The organism is Cellulosimicrobium cellulans (assembly GCF_024124905.1).
GTDB lineage: Bacteria > Actinomycetota > Actinomycetes > Actinomycetales > Cellulomonadaceae > Cellulosimicrobium > Cellulosimicrobium cellulans_G.
Genome location: NZ_JAMXST010000002.1, coordinates 247250 through 264269, shown reverse-complemented (window position 1 = coordinate 264269; position 17020 = coordinate 247250). Strand labels below are relative to the sequence as shown.

The 17020-nt window shown below is 75.7% G+C and carries 16 protein-coding genes; 6 read left to right on the top strand and 10 right to left on the bottom strand.

The window, feature by feature from the left end:
• Window positions 1–104: 104 nt before the first annotated feature.
• Window positions 105–1226 (bottom strand): PfkB family carbohydrate kinase, encoded by a 1122-nt coding sequence (locus NHH00_RS06160; RefSeq protein ID WP_253050981.1) that lies wholly within the window; start codon window positions 1224–1226, stop codon window positions 105–107.
• Between the two features lie 3 nt (window positions 1227–1229).
• A complete protein-coding gene (eda, locus tag NHH00_RS06155; protein WP_253050980.1) occupies window positions 1230–1889 on the bottom strand; it encodes a bifunctional 4-hydroxy-2-oxoglutarate aldolase/2-dehydro-3-deoxy-phosphogluconate aldolase in 660 nt (219 codons plus the stop codon).
• Window positions 1890–1962: 73 nt separating this feature from the next.
• Here eda and NHH00_RS06150 point away from each other — a divergent pair, with 73 nt between their 5' ends.
• Together NHH00_RS06150 and NHH00_RS06145 are read left to right on the top strand one after the other, a co-directional pair.
• Complete coding sequence (locus NHH00_RS06150) at window positions 1963–2859, top strand: IclR family transcriptional regulator (RefSeq protein WP_253050979.1); 897 nt, start codon at window positions 1963–1965, stop codon at window positions 2857–2859.
• 43 nt (window positions 2860–2902) lie between these two features.
• Complete coding sequence (locus NHH00_RS06145; RefSeq protein ID WP_253050978.1) at window positions 2903–3286, top strand: universal stress protein; 384 nt, start codon at window positions 2903–2905, stop codon at window positions 3284–3286.
• A 63-nt stretch (window positions 3287–3349) separates the two neighbouring features.
• Here NHH00_RS06145 and NHH00_RS06140 read toward each other — a convergent pair whose 3' ends face one another.
• Window positions 3350–4228 (bottom strand): NAD(P)H-binding protein, encoded by an 879-nt coding sequence (locus NHH00_RS06140; protein WP_253050977.1) that lies wholly within the window; start codon window positions 4226–4228, stop codon window positions 3350–3352.
• A gap of 141 nt (window positions 4229–4369) precedes the next feature.
• Here NHH00_RS06140 and NHH00_RS06135 point away from each other — a divergent pair, with 141 nt between their 5' ends.
• Entirely contained in the window at window positions 4370–4780 is a 411-nt protein-coding gene (locus NHH00_RS06135) for a winged helix-turn-helix transcriptional regulator (RefSeq protein WP_253050976.1), read from the top strand.
• A gap of 3 nt (window positions 4781–4783) precedes the next feature.
• Here the strand turns inward: NHH00_RS06135 and NHH00_RS06130 are convergent, their stop codons facing one another.
• Together NHH00_RS06130 and NHH00_RS06125 are read right to left on the bottom strand one after the other, a co-directional pair.
• Window positions 4784–5860 carry a hypothetical protein gene (locus tag NHH00_RS06130; RefSeq protein ID WP_253050975.1) on the bottom strand — a complete coding sequence of 359 codons (1077 nt, stop codon included), beginning with the start codon at window positions 5858–5860 and terminating at the stop codon, window positions 4784–4786.
• A 2-nt stretch (window positions 5861–5862) separates the two neighbouring features.
• The gene (locus tag NHH00_RS06125) at window positions 5863–7032 is read right to left on the bottom strand and encodes an SPFH domain-containing protein (RefSeq protein ID WP_253050974.1); all 1170 of its coding nucleotides are present in this window, start codon (window positions 7030–7032) and stop codon (window positions 5863–5865) included.
• A gap of 238 nt (window positions 7033–7270) precedes the next feature.
• Between NHH00_RS06125 and NHH00_RS06120 the strand changes: the two genes are divergently transcribed.
• A complete protein-coding gene (locus tag NHH00_RS06120; RefSeq protein ID WP_253050973.1) occupies window positions 7271–8008 on the top strand; it encodes a nucleotidyltransferase family protein in 738 nt (245 codons plus the stop codon).
• Between the two features lie 51 nt (window positions 8009–8059).
• On the opposite strand, the gene NHH00_RS06115 is transcribed toward NHH00_RS06120, so the two are convergent.
• The 3 genes from NHH00_RS06115 to NHH00_RS06105 are packed head-to-tail and all read right to left on the bottom strand — an operon-like array spanning window position 8060 to window position 13268.
• Window positions 8060–11044: a molybdopterin-dependent oxidoreductase gene (locus NHH00_RS06115; RefSeq protein WP_253050972.1), complete on the bottom strand. Its 2985-nt coding sequence runs from the start codon at window positions 11042–11044 to the stop codon at window positions 8060–8062.
• Window positions 11041–11916, bottom strand: a complete 876-nt coding sequence (locus NHH00_RS06110; protein ID WP_253050971.1) for an FAD binding domain-containing protein — start codon at window positions 11914–11916, stop codon at window positions 11041–11043. The genes NHH00_RS06115 and NHH00_RS06110 overlap by 4 nt, the downstream gene beginning before the upstream one ends.
• The gene (locus NHH00_RS06105; protein ID WP_253050970.1) at window positions 11916–13268 is read right to left on the bottom strand and encodes an XdhC family protein; all 1353 of its coding nucleotides are present in this window, start codon (window positions 13266–13268) and stop codon (window positions 11916–11918) included. The genes NHH00_RS06110 and NHH00_RS06105 overlap by 1 nt, the downstream gene beginning before the upstream one ends.
• Before the next feature lie 260 nt (window positions 13269–13528).
• On the opposite strand from NHH00_RS06105, the gene moaA reads away from it, so the two are divergent.
• Together moaA and NHH00_RS06095 are read left to right on the top strand one after the other, a co-directional pair.
• The gene (gene moaA, locus NHH00_RS06100; RefSeq protein ID WP_253050969.1) at window positions 13529–14635 is read left to right on the top strand and encodes a GTP 3',8-cyclase MoaA; all 1107 of its coding nucleotides are present in this window, start codon (window positions 13529–13531) and stop codon (window positions 14633–14635) included.
• 94 nt (window positions 14636–14729) lie between these two features.
• Entirely contained in the window at window positions 14730–15002 is a 273-nt protein-coding gene (locus NHH00_RS06095; protein ID WP_253050968.1) for a DUF456 domain-containing protein, read from the top strand.
• 197 nt (window positions 15003–15199) lie between these two features.
• Here NHH00_RS06095 and NHH00_RS06090 read toward each other — a convergent pair whose 3' ends face one another.
• Entirely contained in the window at window positions 15200–15667 is a 468-nt protein-coding gene (locus tag NHH00_RS06090; RefSeq protein ID WP_253050967.1) for a molybdenum cofactor biosynthesis protein MoaE, read from the bottom strand.
• The gene (locus NHH00_RS06085; protein WP_253050966.1) at window positions 15664–17013 is read right to left on the bottom strand and encodes a molybdopterin molybdotransferase MoeA; all 1350 of its coding nucleotides are present in this window, start codon (window positions 17011–17013) and stop codon (window positions 15664–15666) included. Before NHH00_RS06085 ends, NHH00_RS06090 begins: the two co-directional genes overlap by 4 nt.
• Between the last annotated feature and the right edge of the window lie 7 nt (window positions 17014–17020).

Below are 17020 nucleotides of genomic sequence, written 5' to 3'. Positions count from 1 at the left end.
AACGCGGAGAACGGGCGACCTGGCGCCCCACGCCGGAGACCGCGGACGCGGCACGGGGCATCGACCGACCGGCCGACGCCCGTGCCGCGCTCTCGCGACCCCGGTCAGCGCTGGACGCGCGCGCTGCCGCCCGAGGCCAGCTTGCGCACCTCGGCGAGCGACGCCGTCGACGTGTCGCCCGGCGTCGTCATGGCGAGGGCGCCGTGCGCGGCGCCGTACTCGACCGCCTCGTGGATCGAGCCGAGCTCCATGAGCCCGTACGCGAGGCCCGACGCGAACGAGTCGCCGCCGCCCACGCGGTCGAGGATCTCCAGGCCGGGGCGGTGCGTCGCCTCGGCGAAGCCCTGGACGCGCGACCACGCGACGGCACCCCAGTCGTTGACGGTCGCGGTCCTCACGCCGCGCAGCGTCGTCGCGACGACCTGGAAGTTGGGGTACTCCTCGGCGGCCCGCGCGATCATCACGCGGAAGGCTCCGGTGTCGAGGTCGGTGAGGTTCTCGTCGACGCCCTCCACCTCGAAGCCCAGCGAGGCCGTGAAGTCCTCCTCGTTGCCGATCATCACGTCGACGTAGCGGGCCAGGCGGCGGTTGACCTCCTGCGCGCGCTCGACGCCCCCGATGCCCGTCCAGAGCGAGGGGCGGTAGTTGAGGTCGTAGGACACGATCGTGCCGTGCCGACGCGCGGCGGCCATGGCCGCCTCCGCGACGTCCGCGGACGACTCGGACAGCGCGGCGAAGATGCCGCCCGTGTGGAACCAACGGACGCCGCTGCCGAACACGTCGTCCCAGTCGACGTCGTCGGGCCGGAGCTGGGCGATCGCCGTGTTGCCGCGGTCGGAGACGCCGACCGCGCCGCGCACGCCGAAACCGCGCTCGGTGAAGTTGAGCCCGTTCCGCACGGTGCGGCCGATGCCGTCGTACTCGCGCCACTGCACCCAGCGCGTGTCGAGGCCGCCGGTGAGCATGAGGTCCTCGACGAGGCGGCCGACCTCGTTGTCCGCGAGCGCGGTGACGACGGCGCCGCGCAGGCCGAAGGCACGGCGCAGCCCGCGCGCGACGTTGTACTCGCCGCCGCCCTCCCACGCGTCGAAGCTGCGGGCGGTCTTGATGCGGCGCTCGCCCGGGTCGAGGCGGAGCATGACCTCGCCGAGGGCGACGACGTCGTAGGCGCACTCGTCCGCGGGTCGGAGAGCGAGCGGGGGCTGGTTCCGGGTCGTGTCGGGCACGGGTCAGGCTCCTTCGGCGGGGTGGGGGGCCGTCGCGGCGAGCTCGACGGCCTCGCGCGTGCGGCGGGTGATCTCGGCGGTGTCCCCCGCGCGCACGAGCGCGGCGTCGACCATCCAGGAGCCGCCGGCCGCGAGCACCGACGGCAGCGCGAGGTAGTCGAGCAGGTTGGCGGCGCTCACGCCGCCGGTCGGGACGAAGCGCAGGCCCGGGAAGGGCGCGGAGAACGCCTTGACGGCCGCGGGGCCGCCGACCACGTTCGCCGGGAAGAGCTTCACGGCGTCGAGGCCGAGGTCGAGCGCGGCGATGACGTCCGACGGCGTCGCGACCCCGGGCAGGACCGGCACCCCGAGCTCCTGCGCACGACGCACGACGGCGGCCGAGAGCCCGGGCGAGACGAGGAACCGCGCCCCGGCCTCGACGGCCTCGTCGACCTGGGCCGCGTTGACCACGGTCCCCGCGCCGACGAGCACGTCCGGCACCTCGCGCGCGACCGCCTCGATCGCGGCGCGCGCGCCGGCGGTGCGGAAGGTGACCTCCGCGACCGGCAGCCCGCCGTCGCGCAGCGCGGTCGCGACGAGCACGCCCTGCGCCGCGTCGTCGACGACGACGACCGGCACGACGCGGGCACGCGCGATCGTCTCGATGGGTCCGTGGGATGACATCCTCGCTCCGTTTCGCTATGGTGAACGCCTGTTGTTCACTACGGAACGCACTCTAGGCGAAGGAGCCACGACGATGGAAGCCGGGAGCACGGCGTCCCCCCTGCCGGAGGGCAGCGGGCTCGCGGCGGGCGGGCACGCCGCGAGCCCGCTCGGGAGCGTCGACAAGGCGCTGACCGCGCTCGAGGCGCTCGCCGCGGCCGGCCCCGGCGGGGTGGCCCTCGGCGACCTCGCACGCTCGCTCGGGCTGCACAAGGCCTCGCTGCACCGCACGCTCGCGGCGCTGCGCCACCGGGGCTACGCCGAGCAGGACGCCACGACGGGCGACTACCGCCTGGGCCCCGCGGCGACCGCGCTCGCGACGGTGTACCTCGGCGAGGAGAACCTGCCCGCGCTCCTGCACCCGGTGCTCGTCGCGGTCTGCCGGGCGACGGACGAGCTCGTGCACCTCGGTGCCCTCGCCGGGACCGAGATCGTCTACCTCGACAAGGTCGAGCCCGCGCGCGCCGTGCGCGTCTGGTCGGCCGTCGGCCGACGTCGCCCCGCGGCCACCACGGCCCTGGGGCGCGCGCTGCTGGCCCACCGCCCCCTGGACGACGCCGCCCTCGCCTGGTACGCGGCGGCAGCCCCCGACGAGCACCCCGTCACCGCGGCCGCGCTCCGCGCGACGTGCGACGCGACCCGTGCGAGCGGGTTCGCAACCGAGACGGAGGAGAACGAGCCGGGCATCAGCTGCGTCGCCCTGCCCGTGCTGCGCGACGGCCAGTCCGTCGCCGCGGTGAGCGTCACCGCGCCCGCCGAGCGGCTCGGGGCGCGTCGGCGCCGGGAGATCGAGGCGGTCCTGCGCGAGGTCGTGCCGCCGCTGCTGCCGCCGACGCTCACCGTGCCGGACGCCGTGCTCGGTCGGCCCGGTCGACCCGGAGGTCCCGTCGCGGGGGGACCGCGTCGACCGGCGACGCCCGCAGGGCTGTGAGAGAGTTCAACCGCAGCACGACGGAATGACGGAAGGGCCCGCGATGACCGTCCTCGTGGCGTACAACGACTCCCCGCAGGGCGAGACCGCGTTCCGGGCGGCCGTCGCCGAGGCGGTCCACCGCTCGACCGCCCTCGCGGTCCTCGTCCTCACCCCGCAGGACGCCGACGCGGGGGTCCCCGCGACCCTCGCGCACCTGCTCGACACGCTTCCCGCCGAGGTCGCCCGCCCCGAGATCTCCTACCGCTCGGAGCACCTCGACCCCGCCGAGGCGATCATCGACGCGGCCGAGCGCACCGGCCCCGACCTCGTCGTCGTGGGCGCGCGCAAGCGGTCGCCGGTCGGCAAGTTCCTCCTCGGCAGCACCACGCAGCGCGTGCTCCTCGACTCGCCCGTCCCGGTGCTCGTCGTCAAGGCGTCGCACTGACGCCCTCCTGACGGGTGCCGCGACGTGGCCTCCCGGCACCCCGGACGGCCACGTCGCGACCTCTCAGTCCTGCTCGACGGCGGCGCGCAGCCCGTCGACCAGCGGGGTCGTCGAGCGGCCCAGCAGGCGCGCGAGCTCTTCCGACGTCTCGGCGAGCAGCCCGTCGCGGATGTTGCCGTCCAGCGCGACGACGAACCCGGCGGTGCCCTCGTCCAGTCCAGCCCCCAGCAGGAGCGCCCGGTGCTCGTCGGGGCTCACGCGCCGGTAGGTGACGGGGCGCCCGAGCACCTCGGCGGCTGCGGCGGCGAGGTCGTCGAACGTCCACGCGACGTCGCCGCTCAGCTCGTAGACGGCCCCCGCGTGCGCGGAGGCGTCCGCCTGCGCGGCGAGGGCGACGACTGCCGCGGCCTCGGCGTAGTCCGCACGGGTCGCGCTCGCGACCCGACCGTCGCCGACGCTCGACACGATCTCGCCGGACTCGCGGGCGCCCACGACGTCGCCGACGTAGTTCTCCGTGTACCAGTTGTTCCGCAGGATCGTGGTCGCCAGGCCCGAGGCGGCCAGGATCTCCTCCGTGGCCTTGTGCTCGGGCGCGAGGACGAGCGCCGAGGTCGTCGCGTGCGGGGCGCTGGTGTAGATCACGCGGGAGACGCCGGCCGCGACGGCCGCCTCGACGACGTTGCGGTGCTGCGGCACCCGCTGCCCCACCTCGGAACCCGACACCAGCACGAGCACGTCGACGCCCGCGAGCGCCGCGGCGAGCGTCTCCGGGCGCGCGTAGTCGGCCTCGCGTACCTGGACACCACGGTCGGCGAGGTCGGCGACCTTGGTGGTGGTCCGCGCGGCGGCGACCACCTGGGACGGGTCCGCGCCGTGGGCGAGGAGGGACTCGACGACGAGGCGGCCGAGGTGGCCGCTGGCTCCGGTGACGGCGATGGACATGCGAGGGCTCCTTCGGTGCGTGGGCACGACCGGTCGGCCGCGCCCTCCCAGGATGCACTTACTTTTCGTAAGTGCCAACCCTTAGAGCGCGCGTTCTATCTCACAGTGCCGTTCTCGGGGTGGCCGCCGTATCCTGGGTCGATGACGACCGACGCCCGCCCCGCGGAGGACACCGGACCCACCGACGCGATGGTGGCCGACGTCTTCCAGCGCGGCTGCACGTCGCGACACGTCCTCGAGACCGTCACCGGACGCTGGGGCGTGCTCACGGTCGCCGGCCTGCGCGACGGCGCGGTGCGCTTCAACGCGCTGCGGCGCCGCATCGACGGCGTCAGCGAGAAGATGCTCGCCCAGACCCTCCAGTCCCTCGAGCGCGACGGCATCGTCGTGCGCGAGGTGCGCGCGACCATCCCGCCGCACGTCGAGTACTCCCTCACCGACCTCGGGCGCCGCGTCGCCGACAGCCTCACGGGGCTGCTCGACGTCCTCGAGGGCTCGGTCGCGGAGGTGACGGCGTCCCAGCACGCGTACGACGCGCGCCGGGACGCCTGACGCTCACGACTGCGAGCGCACGTACCAGAACACGAGCGCGCCGACGACCAGCAGGCCCACCAGCACGGCGAGGACGATCTTGCCCACGCTGTAGGGGCGCCGCCCGATCACCTGGCCGGTGTTCGCGTTGACCATGACCTGCCACTGCTTGCCCGCGTAGACGTACGTCGCGATCCACAGCGGCAGCAGCACGAGCTTGAACATCACGTCCGCGTAGGCGGTGCGGATCGAGCCGACGCGCTGCTCGTCGCCCCCGATGTCGCGCTCGACGTCGCCCTTGATCACCGGCGCCATCTTCTGCTTCGCGCGGTCGAGGCCGACCGGGGGCTCGACGTCGTAGCGCGCTGCCGAGAACCCCGCGAGGTACTCGGCGCGGAACGGCACCGCGTGCGACAGCGGCCACGGGCCGAGCTTCGACAGGTCGCGCTCGGTGACCTGCGACGACGCGGGGACGAGCACGTCGTCGAAGTCGCGCGCGACGTGCCCGGAGACGGGCGTCCAGCTGACCCTCCGCTCCTGGCGCTCCTCGTCCCCGTTCTTGACGGTCACGTAGTAGGCGTCCCCGCGCTGCCCCGAGTACGCCGACGACGTGTGGGCGTCGAACGTCCAGTGCGGCACGTAGGAGCCGTGCAGGGACTCCGTGTCGCCGACCTTCTTCAGCTCGCCCGGCGCGAACCAGCGCGAGCGCACCCAGCGCCGGAACGCGTCGCGCGCCTGCGCCTGCTCGACGCCGAACGGCACGACCGCCTCCGGCTGCACCAGGCCGTCCGTCTCGGCCGCCGCGACGAGGTGCCCGCCGCAGAACCGGCACGCGACGGACAGGTCGGTCCCCTGCGTCGTCGCGCCGCAGCCGTCGCACGTGAGGACCCGCGCGTCGAGGATCCCGGCGCGCACCCCGCCCTGCGCCGCGGCCCACGCGTCGAACGAGTGCTCGTCGACCGCGTCGCCCGGCGCGTGCACGATCGCGACGGTCCCGCCGCACGCCACGCAGCGCAGGTGCTGCGTGCCCGGCGCGTACGCGAGCTGCGACCCGCACGCGTCGCAGCGCGTGCGGACGAGCTCGTCCTGGGTGTCGCTCACCGTCAGCCCGCCTGCGGGCCGGTCGGGCCGCCGGTCGGGGCGCCTGTCGGAGGCAAGGGCGGCGGGGTCGCCGCGAACAACGGCGCGAGCGCGGGCACCTCGCCCGCGGCGGTCCACGCGGCCATGCCCTCCTGCCACACGAGCGACGCGCGCGTCACCTCGCCGGAACGGACGCGGCCGGCGAGGTCCGCCGTCGTGCCGGGCCCGGCCTGCGCGCCGCCGACCGCCCAGTACCAGGGCGACTCAGCGCCAGGCAGGGGCGGCGGCCCCGCGGGCGGCGCCGGGGCCGGGGTCGGCTGGGCCGCCGTCGTCCCGAGCGACTGCGCGAGCTGCTGCCCCATGGCCGCCCCGAGGCCCATCCCGGCGCCGAGCCCCAGCCCGTCGCCCGCACCCCCGGGGTTGGCGGCGGCCGTCTCGATCGCGTTCGCCGCCTGGAACTTGGTGTACTGGTCGAGGTTCCCGACCACGGCCATCTGCGTCCGCTTGTCGAGCGCCGCCTCGACCTCGGGCGGGAAGGAGACGTTCTCGAGGACGAAGCGCGGCACGGCGATGCCGTACTCGGACAGGTCCTCCGAGAGCTGGCCCGCGAGCCGCGTGGCGATCTCGCGCTGGTTCGCGGCGAGGTCGATCGCGGCGACGCCCGCCTCTGCGAGCGCCGGGCCGAGCTGGCCGACCACGAGGCGGCGGAAGTAGTCGCCGATCTCGTCGGTGCGGAACTGCGGGTCGGTCCCCACGAGCTGACGCAGCAGCGCCGACGGGTCCACGACCTGGAGCGCGTACGTCCCGAACGCCCGGATGCGGACCGCGCCGAGCTCGGGGTCACGCAGGATCACCGGGTTCTGCGTGCCCCACGTGAGGTCGGTGAACTGGCGCGTCGCGACGAAGTAGACCTCCGCCTTGAACGGAGAGTTGAACCCGTACTTCCAGCCCAGGATCGTCGACAGGATCGGCAGGTTCTTGGTCTCGAGCGTGTACGTGCCCGGCCCGAACACGTCGGCGAGCCGGCCCTCGCTCACGAAGACGGCGCTCTGCCCCTCGCGCACGACGAGCTGCGCCTGGTTCTTGATCTCGTTGCCCTGGCGCGGGAAGCGCCAGACGATCGTGTCCCGGCTCTCGTCGAGGAACTCGATGATGTCGATCAGCTGGCCGCGCAGCTTCTCCATGAAGCTCATCCGGACTCCTTCGCTCGTCGTGCGGAACGACCGCGGGCGCCCGCACGCTGCGGGAGCGTCGCCCGCCCTGGCGCGCCGAGCATAGCGGCATCCTGCCCCGCCGATGAAACCCCCAAGGGTTGGTAAAACCGACTGGTGGCCGCAGGTTCGCGCACAGCCGCCGAACCCGGGGTCGCTCCTCACCGGCGCGGCCGTCCGGGGAGAGACCCCGGGTTCGGCGGCGACCTATCCTGGCCGGGTGCCGACCCCGCCCACGACCGCGACCACGACCGCGACCGCGACGCCCACCGTCGCCGTCCTGCTCGCGGCCGGGGCCGGGACCCGGCTCGGGCGCGGGCCCAAGGCGCTGCTCCCCGACCGCGGCGGCACGCTCGTCGAGCACGCGACCGCCGTCCTCCTCGCGGGCGGGTGCGACGCCGTCGTCGTGGTCCTCGGCGCCGAGGCCGCGCGCGTGCGAGCCGGCTCGTCGCTCGACGGGCCCAGGGTGCACGTCGTCGACAACCCCGGCTGGGCCACCGGGATGGCGTCGTCCCTGCGCGTCGGCGTCGCCGCCGCCCTCGACCTCGCCCCCGCCCGGGTCGTCGTCGCGCACGTGGACCAGCCCGGCGTCGGGCCCGACGACGTCGCGCGCCTGCTCGCCGCGCACCGCCCCGGGCGCGTGACCGCGTCGCGGTGGCGGGCCGACCCCGAGGGCGCAGCAGGGGCGCACGGCGCGGTGGGGTCGGAGGTCGCTGCGGACGACGCTGCGGGGGCGGAGCGCGCGGCGGAGGCGGACCGTCCTCGGTGGGCGCACCCGCTCGTCCTCGATGCCGCGCTCGCGCGGCCCGCCGCCGCGAGCGCCCGCGGCGACCGCGGCGCGCGCGACTTCCTGCGCGCCCACGCCGACCTGGTCGACGTCGTCGACCACCCCGGCGACGGCCGCGACCTCGACACCGCGGCCGACCTCGACCTCCTGGACGACCCCACGCCCCGCTGAGCGCGGGAGACGGTCGCGCCGACCGGCGTCGGACGCGACTGTTCTCCGCGCTCAGGGGGTGGTGGCGGCCTTGATGCCCAGGTAGACGCGGTCGCGGGCGAGCGGGAGCTCCGTGAAGCGCACGCCCGTCGCGGCACGGATCGCGTTGGCGAGCGCGGGGGCCACCGGGTTGAACGGGCTCTCGCTCATCGACTTCGCGCCCATCGGCCCGACCGTGTCCGACGTCCGCGCGAAGTAGACCTCGCTGCGCGGGGTGTCCGCGAAGGTGGGCAGGTGGTACTGGCGGAAGATGTCGGTCGTCACGCGACCGGTGTCGTCGACGATCACGTTCTCGTAGAGCGCGGCGCCGAGGGCCTGCGCGATGCCGCCCTCGACCTGGCCGCGGCACTGGCGCGGGTTGACGACCTCGCCGGCGTCGGCGGCCTGGACGGACTGGAGGATGCGGATCTCGCCCGTCCCGCGGTGCACCGCGACCCGGAAGCCGTGGACGTTGAACGCGACGGAGCGCGGCGTGCCGCCCCAGCGGCCCTCGGCGACGAGCTCGATCCCGGCGTCGGCCGCGGCCCGCGCGACGTCGGCGAGGGGCAGGAGCGTCCCGGCGCAGTCGACGCCTCCGGGCACGAGCCGGCAGTCCCCCGGCGCCGCGCCCGCCATCCCGGCCGCGACCTTGAGCACGGCCTCCGCGAGGTCCTGCGCGGCGGCGAGCGACGCCTTGCCCGCGACGACGGTCCCGGTCGACCCGAACGCGCCGGTGTCGTGCTCGACGAGGTCGGTGTCGGACTGCCGCACGACGACGTCGGCGGCGTCCTGCCCGAGCGCGCTCGCGACGAGCTGCGCGTGGACGGTCGTCGTGCCGTTGCCGAACTCGGCGGTCCCGACCTCGGCCTCGACGACCCCGTCCGGCCGCAGCCGCACACGCGCGTGGGAGTAGTGCCCGCGGGGCGGGACGGTGTCGATCATGGACAGCGCGGTGCCCTCGCCGACGCCCCACTCGGGGCCGAGGTCCGGGAGCGTGCCCGGCCCCGACCCCGCACCTGCCCCGTACGCGGCGACGTCGCGCGCCCGGCCGCGCGCGAGCGCGTCGGCGGCCAGGTCGAGGCACTGGTCGAGCCCGTAGCTGCCGTAGAGCACGTCCTCCTCGGGCGTCGGGTGCGTGGAGAGCATGGGGTCGCCGTCGCGCACGACGTTGCGGCGCCGCAGCTCGAGCGGGTCCATGCCGAGCTGCCGCGCGAGCTCGTCGACGGCGGACTCGACGGCGAAGATCATCTGCGACAGCCCGTACCCGCGGAACGCTCCCGCGGGCACCGTGTTCGTGTAGACGCAGTGGGCGTCGACCTTCTTGTTCTCGCACCGGTACACCGCGAGCGACTCGCCGCACCCGTGGAACATGACGCCCGGGCCGTGGTTCCCGTACGCGCCCGTGTTGCTGAGCACGTCGAGGTGCAGCGCCGTGAGCGTCCCGTCCCGTCGCGCGCCCGCGCGCACCCGGATGCGGAACGGGTGGCGCGTCGTCGTGCCCACGAACTGCTCGGTGCGGGTCAGCTCGAGCTGGACGGGCCGCCCGAGCCGCAGCGTCGCGAGCGCCGCGACGTCCTCGGTGAGCACCTCCTGCTTGCCGCCGAACCCGCCGCCCACGCGCTCGCAGTGCACGCGCACGCGCTCCGGGTCGAGGTCGAGCACGCGCGCGAGGTGGCGCCGCGCGAGGAACGGGACCTGGGTGGACGACCGCACGACGAGCCGGCCGTCGTCGTCGAGCGACGCGATGGCGCAGTGCGTCTCGAGCGCCGCGTGCTGCACGCGATGGGTGCGGTAGGTGGCCTCGTGCACGACGTCGGCCTCCGCGAGGCCGCGCTCGACGTCGCCGAGCTCGGAGTGCACCTCGGCGACGACGTTCGCCTCGGGCCGCGAGACGCGCGCGTCGGCGGCGTCGAGCTCGGGGTGGACGAGCGGCGCGCCGGGCGTCATCGCGTCCTCGGGATCGACGACGGCGGGCAGCACCTCGTACTCGACGCGCACCCGCCGCACGCCCTCCTCGGCCGCCGCGACCGTGTCCGCGACGACGGCCGCGACGCGCTGCCCGACGTGCCGCACGACGTCGTCGAGGACCCGCGTGTCGTCGGGGTCGTCGGTGAACAGCTCGTGCTGCGCGGTCGAGAACCGGGTCGTGGGCGCGTCCTCGTGCGTGAGCACGGCGTGCACGCCCGGCACCGCGAGCGCCGCCGACGCGTCGATCGCGACGACCCGCGCGTGCGCGTGCGGCGACCGCACGAGCTTGAGGTGGAGCAGGCCCGGGTAGTCGGCCGGGTCCACGTCGAGCGTGTACCGCACCGTCCCGGTGACGACCCCGCGCCCGGCCGGCGCGGGCACGTCCCGCCCGAACGCCGAGGGAGAGACCTGGTCACGCGAGGGAGAACCCTGGTCCGCCGAGGTAGAGGCGTGGTCCACCGAGGTAGAGGCGTGGTCACCGCCCGACGGCGTGCGCTCCCCCGTGCCCCGGGCGGTCCCGGTCGTGTCGCCGCGGCCGAGGACGGCGTCCTCGATCGCGCGGTAGCCGGTGCAGCGGCACAGGTTCCCCTTGAGGTTGCGCGGCAGGTTCGCGCGCTGCGCGTCGTCGAACGTCGCGGCGGTCATGATCATCCCCGCCGTGCAGAAACCGCACTGGAACCCCTGCGCGTCGAGGAACTGCTGCTGCACCGGGTGCAGCGCCTCCTGCGGGCCGTGGGGGTCGTGGTCGCACGCGCCCGCCGCCTCGTCCCCTCCGGCACCGCCCGGGCACGACGTCGCCGCGAGCCCCTGGATCGTCGTCACCTCGTGACCGGCCGCGCGCCGCGCGGGGTAGACGCACGAGTGCACGGGGACGCCGTCGACGTGGACCGTGCACGCGCCGCAGTCGCCGCCGTCGCAGCCCTTCTTGACGCCGAGCGCCCCCTGCTCGCGCAGGTACGTGCGCAGGCACTGGCCCGCGCGCGGCTCGGTCGACGCCGTACGGCCGTCGATCGAGACGGGCGGGGTCGGGCGAGGGTCGATCGCGGTCATCGGGGGTCTCCGTCCGTGCCGCCGCCGAGCTCGGAGAGGAGCTCGGAGCGGATCTCCTCGCCGAGGCGGTAGGTCATGTCCCGCCGCCACGCGGGCAGGCCGTGGATGTCGTCGTGGTAGAGGTCGGTCGGGATCGCGGCGTCGAGCGCCGCGGCGAGCCCGGCCGCCGTGGGCAGGGTGTCGGCGGCGAACCGGAGCTGCACGGGCCGCCGCGTCGAGGCGGTGACGGTGAGGACGAGCCCGCCCCCGGCGTCGGGCGGGTCGACCCGCCCGATCAGCAGGACGCCCGAGCGCCCGAGGTTCGAGAGGGACAGGCGCCGGAACGCGGTGCGCGACCGCAGCGCGTGGTCGGGCACACGGATCGCGCGCAGGAGCTCGCCCGGCGCGAGCGTGTTGGTCAGCTCTCCCGTGACGAGCTCGGCGACCGGCTGCTCCCGGCGGGTGCCGCCCGGACCCCAGACCTCGGCGACGCCGTCGAGCGCGGCCGTGAGGGAGATCATCGGCCCGGCCGGGAGGGACGTGCAGACGTTGCCGCCGACCGTCGAGGTGTTCCAGATCTTGAAGGACGCGACGAAGCTGTCGCAGCACGGGCGCACCAGGTCGAGCGCGGTCCAGCGCTCGCGCACGGGCGCGGCCTGCGGGCTCTCCTCGAACGCCCACAGCTCGGCGACCGTGCACGTCGCGGCGATCTCGAGACCGTCGTCGGTGACCACGAGCGCGGGCCAGCCGGCGCTCGTCACGTCGAGCAGGCGCCGCAGCGTCTGGCTGCCGTAGGAGAACAGGACGGTGCCGCCCGCGAGCCAGGCGTCGCCCTCGCGCCACTCACCGGGGTCGACGGTCGGGACGAGGTCGGTGACGGTGCTCAGGTCCATCAGGAGGCCTCCTCGGGGATCGGCGCGGCCACGGCCGCGGGGTGGGGGTCGGACGACGCGACGGGAGGGTCGGCGTGGATCGGTCCGTCGGTGCCGCTCAGCGGGACGACGGCGGCCCGGCCGTGCCGGGTCGCGACGAGCTCCGCGGTGATCGAGACGGCGACCTCCTCGGGGGTCACTGCCCCGAGGTCGAGGCCGATGGGCGAGCGGAGCCGCGCGAGCGCCGCCTCGGTCACGCCCTCCGTGCGCAGCGCGGCGACGCGCTGCGCGTGCGAGCGGCGCGAGCCCATCGCCCCGACGTACGCGAGCGGCAGGTCGAGCGCGAGGCGCAGCAGCGGCACGTCGAACTTGGCGTCGTGCGTGAGGACCGCGACGGCCGTCCGCGCGTCGACGCGACCGGCGGCGGCCTCGGCGGCGAGGTACCGGTCCGGCCACTCGACGACGACCTCCGCCTCCGGGAAGCGCCGGGGGTCCGCGAACACCTCGCGCGCGTCGACGAGGGTCACGCGGTAGCCGAGGAGCCGCACGTGCCGCACGAGCGCGCCGGCGAAGTCGTTGGCCCCGCACACGAGGAAGCGCGGCGCGGGAAGGCGGGTCTCGACGAGCAGCGTGACGGGCTCGGTCTCGTCGCACGCGGCCCCGCCGCCTGGCGTCGCTGCGCCGTTCACCGGGTCGGGCGCCGCGCCGGGCGCCGAGACCCGCGGCGCTCCGTGCGCCGCGTGGACCGTCGCCGTGCCGCCCGCGCGCAGCACGGCGACCACCTGCGCCGCCGCGGCGTCGAGCGCGGCCGGACCCACCAGGTCCCGCAGCGCCCGGGCGACGCTCCGCTCGTCCGCGGCGCCGGGGTCGTCGACGAGGACCGCGGTGCGCTGCGCGCCGTCGATCCGGCGCACGAGCGCCGCGCCCCCGCGCCCGGCGGCCTCGGCGTCGCCGTCGGACGAACCCGTGCCAGGACGCGGCAGGGCGTCCGCGCCCGCGCGCGCTCCGCCGTCGGACGGGGCCGCCAGCGCGGCGAGCACCCGGGCGGCGTCGTCCCCCGGGAAGACGGGCTGGACGTGGACGTCGAGCGTGCCGCCGCAGCTCAGCCCGACGGCGAACGCGTCGTCGTCGCTGTAGCCGAACGTCTCGCGGTGGCTCGCGCCCGAGGTGATCGCGTCGAGCGCGGCGGCGTGCACCGCGCCCTCGACGCACCCGCCGGACAGGCTGCCGAGGACCGCGCCGTCGGCGCGCACGGCCATCGCGGTGCCGACCGGTCGCGGCACGGAGCCGGACGCCGCGACCACCGTCGCGACGGCGAACGGGGGCTGCCCCGGGCCGAGCCACGGGGCGAGCTGGTCGACGATCTGGAGCATCGTGGGCCTCGCTTCCGCCAGGGTGCCGGCGAACCGGCGTCCTTCCAGTGAACCCTTGCGGTGAGTCCCCTGCGTGTCCGAGGTCGCGTCGGCCGTGACGCGCCGGAAACACAGGGCTTGAATCCGCCCTTGGACTGCTCTCCCACGGGAGGAGAGGTGTTCCGCTGAATGGAAGTTCACTTCCACTCGACGGACTCCACGCTAGCACGCGGTGTCGCCCGGGTCACGGGTCGCGCACCGGGAACGTCTACGATCGGGCCATGACCGCGGTCTCGCTCGGGATGCCCAGGCTGCGGTCGGGCGCGCCCACGGACGCCTCGACCGACCTCGCCCCGGGCCGCCCCGCGACCGAGGCGCTCGTCGACCGCTACGGCCGCGTCGCACGCGACCTGCGGATCTCGATCACCGAGAAGTGCTCGCTGCGCTGCACCTACTGCATGCCCGCCGAGGGCCTCCCCGCGATCCCGCGCGACGACCTCCTCACACCTGCCGAGATCGGCCGGGTCGTGCGCGTGGCCGTCGGCCGGCTCGGGATCACCGACGTCCGGTTCACGGGCGGGGAGCCGCTCATGCGCCGCGACCTCGCGGACATCCTGCGCGCCACGCGCGCGGCCGCGCCCGACGTGTCGCTCTCGCTGACGACCAACGCGATCGGGCTCGACAAGCGCGTCCACGAGCTCGTCGCCGCCGGCCTCGACCGCGTGAACATCTCCCTCGACTCCGTGGACCGCGAGGACTTCGCGCGGCTCACACGCCGTGACCGGCTGCCCGACGTGCTCGCCGGCATCCGGGCCGCGCTCGCCGCCGGGCTCGCGCCCGTCAAGCTCAACGCGGTCCTCATGCCCGAGACGCTCGCGGGCGCCGCCGACCTGCTCGCCTGGGCGGTCGACCACGGGTGCCACCTGCGCTTCATCGAGCAGATGCCGCTCGACGCCGACGGGCACTGGACGCGCGACGACCTCGTCTCCGCGACGGACCTGCTCGCGGTAATCGGCACGCGCTTCGACCTGCTCGAGGTCGGCCGCGACGACCCGTCCGCACCCGCCGAGGAGTGGCTCGTCGACGGCGGACCCCAGACCGTCGGGATCATCGCGTCCGTCACGCGCTCGTTCTGCGGCGCGTGCGACCGCACGCGCCTCACCGCCGAGGGCACGGTCCGGTCGTGCCTCTTCGGCGACGACGAGACCGACCTGCGCGCGATCCTGCGCTCCACGGACCTCGCCGAGGACGAGCGCGACGACGCCCTCGCCCGCGCGTGGCAGGGCGCCATGTGGCGCAAGCCGCTCGCCCACGGCAGCGACGCCCCGACGCTCGCCGCCGACGCGTTCGCGCCGACGTCGCGCAGCATGGGCGCGATCGGCGGCTGAGCGTCGCGACGGTGGCGCAGATCATAGGGTGAAGCCGGTCACCGCGACGCGTCTGCCCAGGTCACGCGGGACGGGCCTTCCTACCATGGATGCCGTGACGACGATCTCCCCTGCACCCCTCAATCGCCCCGCGAACTCACCCTCCGACGCGCCCACGGCGACGCCGGACAACACCACCTCCGCGCTGCCGATCTACCGCACCGACGAGCGCTCCGGGAGCTGGAAGGCCGGGACCAAGAGCGTCCTCGGCGCGGCGATCGGCGCCGTCGTCGGGACCGTCGTGCTGAGCTGGTTCGGCCTCGTCCTCGGCACCGCCGTCGGTCTGGGCATCGGCATGCTGCTCGACAACCGCCCCACCACGCGCTGACCCGACCCGACCCACCCACGGTCCGCGCGACGAGCGCGAGACCGGGAGCGTCCCGCCCGACATCGTCGTCGCATGGCGGATCCGCAGCCCGACGCACGAGAGGCGAGAAGTGGTCCCTCCCCGGCCCGAGCCGGGGGCCACTTCTCGCCTCTCGTCGTTCGCCGGCCCGTTCGGCGGCGTGGCCGGAGCGCGGTCCGCTACAGCCCGACCCACTCCGAGACGCCGTCGTCGAAGTGCTGCCGCTTCCAGATCGGCACCTCCGCCTTGATGCGCTCGACGAGCAGCGAGCACGCCTCGAACGCCTCACGGCGGTGACCCGCGGCCGCCGACGCGACGAGCGCCACGTCGCCGATCCCCAGGGTCCCGTACCGGTGGACGGCGGCGACGCGCAGCCCGGTCTCGGCCGCCACACCGGCCACGCACCGTCGGATCACCGCGGTCGCGTCGGGGTGCGCCTCGTAGTCGAGCCGGGTCACGCCACGGCCGCCGTCGACGTCGCGGACCACGCCGCGGAACGTCACGACGGCGCCGCACTCGGGGCCCGCGACCGCGTCCTCGACGGCGCGCGACACCGCGTCGTCGAGCACGTCCGTCGTCACGCGGCTCACGTCCTCGGACGCCCCGCCCTGGGCCGCCCCCGGGGACTCGCCCTGCGTCTCGCTCACAGCTCTCGTACCTCCACCTCGGTCCCGGCGGCCCACTCTGTCACGTCGGCGGGCACGTCCACGAGCACGTCCGCCCGCGCCATCGACGCGACGAGGTGCGACCCCGCTCCCCCGACGACCCGGACCGTGCCGTCGGGGCCGGTCGCGCCGCGCAGGAGCTGTCGCTTCCCCGCGGGCGAGGTCAGCGGCTCGGCGAGGACCGCCGTGCGCACGCGCTCGGCCCCGGGCAGACCCGCCGCCCGCTCGAGCGGCTCGCGCAGGAACATCGCGAACGACACCTGGGCGCTCACCGGGTTGCCGGGGAACGTGAGCACGGGCGTCCCGTGCACGGTGCCGAACCCCTGCGGCCCGCCGGGCTGCATCGCGACCGACCGGAACGTGACGCCCGGCGACGTCGCCCGGCCGACCTCCCGACCGGCGTCCTGACCGGCGACGGCACCGGGGCCCCCGAGCACGTCCTTGACCACCTCGTACGCGCCCTGCGACACGCCGCCCGACGTGACGACGAGGTCTGCGACCGCGGTCGCCTCGGCGAGCACGGCGGCGAACCGCGCGGCGTCGTCGCCGCAGCGTGCCGTGCGCACGACCTCCCCGCCCGCGCGCCGCACGGCGGCGCCCAGCGCGTCGGCGTTGGCGTCGAAGACCTGGCCCGGCCCCGGCGTCTCGCCCGGCCCGACGAGCTCCGACCCCGTCGACAGGACGGCGACGCGCGGCCGGGCGACCACCCGCACGACCCCCACCCCGCACGCCGCCGCGGCGGCGAGGTGGTGCGGCGCGAGGACGGTGCCGTCCGCGAGGAGCACGTCGCCGGGCCGGACGTCGGAGCCCGCCTCCCGCACGAAGTCTCCCGCCGACCGTGGCACCCGTACCTCGACCGCGTGGCTCGCGCCGGGGACGGTCGGGTCGGCCCCCGTGGGACCGCCGACGTCGGGTCGCGACGTGCCCGCGAAGGTCCCCGCGACGGTGTCCTCGACGGGGACGACGGCGTCCGCGCCGTCGGGCACGGGCGCACCCGTCATGATGCGGGCCGCGGTGCCCGGCGCGAGGCGCGCAGGGACGCCCGGGGCCGCGGGGATCTCGGCCGCGACGCGGAGCCGGACGGGCGCGTCCGCGCTCGCCCCGACGACGTCCGCGGCCCGCACGGCGTAGCCGTCCATCTGGGAGTTGCGGAACAGCGGGACGGCGACGGGCGCGACGAGGTCGCCCGCGAGGACCCGGCCGAGCGCGTCGGCGAGGACGACGGTCTCGGTGCGCGTGCGCCGTCGGGCCGCCTCGACGAGGGGGGCGAGGAGCGCCGCGACGTCCGCGCGGTGCTCGTCGACGCTCACGCGCGCAGTCCCGGCCATGCCTGCC

What these genes read in the sequence shown, in the direction of transcription:
- eda (WP_253050980.1), bottom strand. Translation starts at nt 1,889, where the DNA reads ATGTCATCCCACGGACCCATCGAGACGATCGCGCGTGCCCGCGTCGTG.
- NHH00_RS06150 (WP_253050979.1), top strand. Translation starts at nt 1,963, where the DNA reads ATGGAAGCCGGGAGCACGGCGTCCCCCCTGCCGGAGGGCAGCGGGCTC.
- NHH00_RS06145 (WP_253050978.1), top strand. Translation starts at nt 2,903, where the DNA reads ATGACCGTCCTCGTGGCGTACAACGACTCCCCGCAGGGCGAGACCGCG.
- NHH00_RS06140 (WP_253050977.1), bottom strand. Translation starts at nt 4,228, where the DNA reads ATGTCCATCGCCGTCACCGGAGCCAGCGGCCACCTCGGCCGCCTCGTC.
- NHH00_RS06135 (WP_253050976.1), top strand. Translation starts at nt 4,370, where the DNA reads ATGACGACCGACGCCCGCCCCGCGGAGGACACCGGACCCACCGACGCG.
- NHH00_RS06125 (WP_253050974.1), bottom strand. Translation starts at nt 7,032, where the DNA reads ATGAGCTTCATGGAGAAGCTGCGCGGCCAGCTGATCGACATCATCGAG.
- NHH00_RS06115 (WP_253050972.1), bottom strand. Translation starts at nt 11,044, where the DNA reads ATGACCGCGATCGACCCTCGCCCGACCCCGCCCGTCTCGATCGACGGC.
- NHH00_RS06110 (WP_253050971.1), bottom strand. Translation starts at nt 11,916, where the DNA reads ATGGACCTGAGCACCGTCACCGACCTCGTCCCGACCGTCGACCCCGGT.
- NHH00_RS06105 (WP_253050970.1), bottom strand. Translation starts at nt 13,268, where the DNA reads ATGCTCCAGATCGTCGACCAGCTCGCCCCGTGGCTCGGCCCGGGGCAG.
- moaA (WP_253050969.1), top strand. Translation starts at nt 13,529, where the DNA reads ATGACCGCGGTCTCGCTCGGGATGCCCAGGCTGCGGTCGGGCGCGCCC.
- NHH00_RS06085 (WP_253050966.1), bottom strand. Translation starts at nt 17,013, where the DNA reads ATGGCCGGGACTGCGCGCGTGAGCGTCGACGAGCACCGCGCGGACGTC.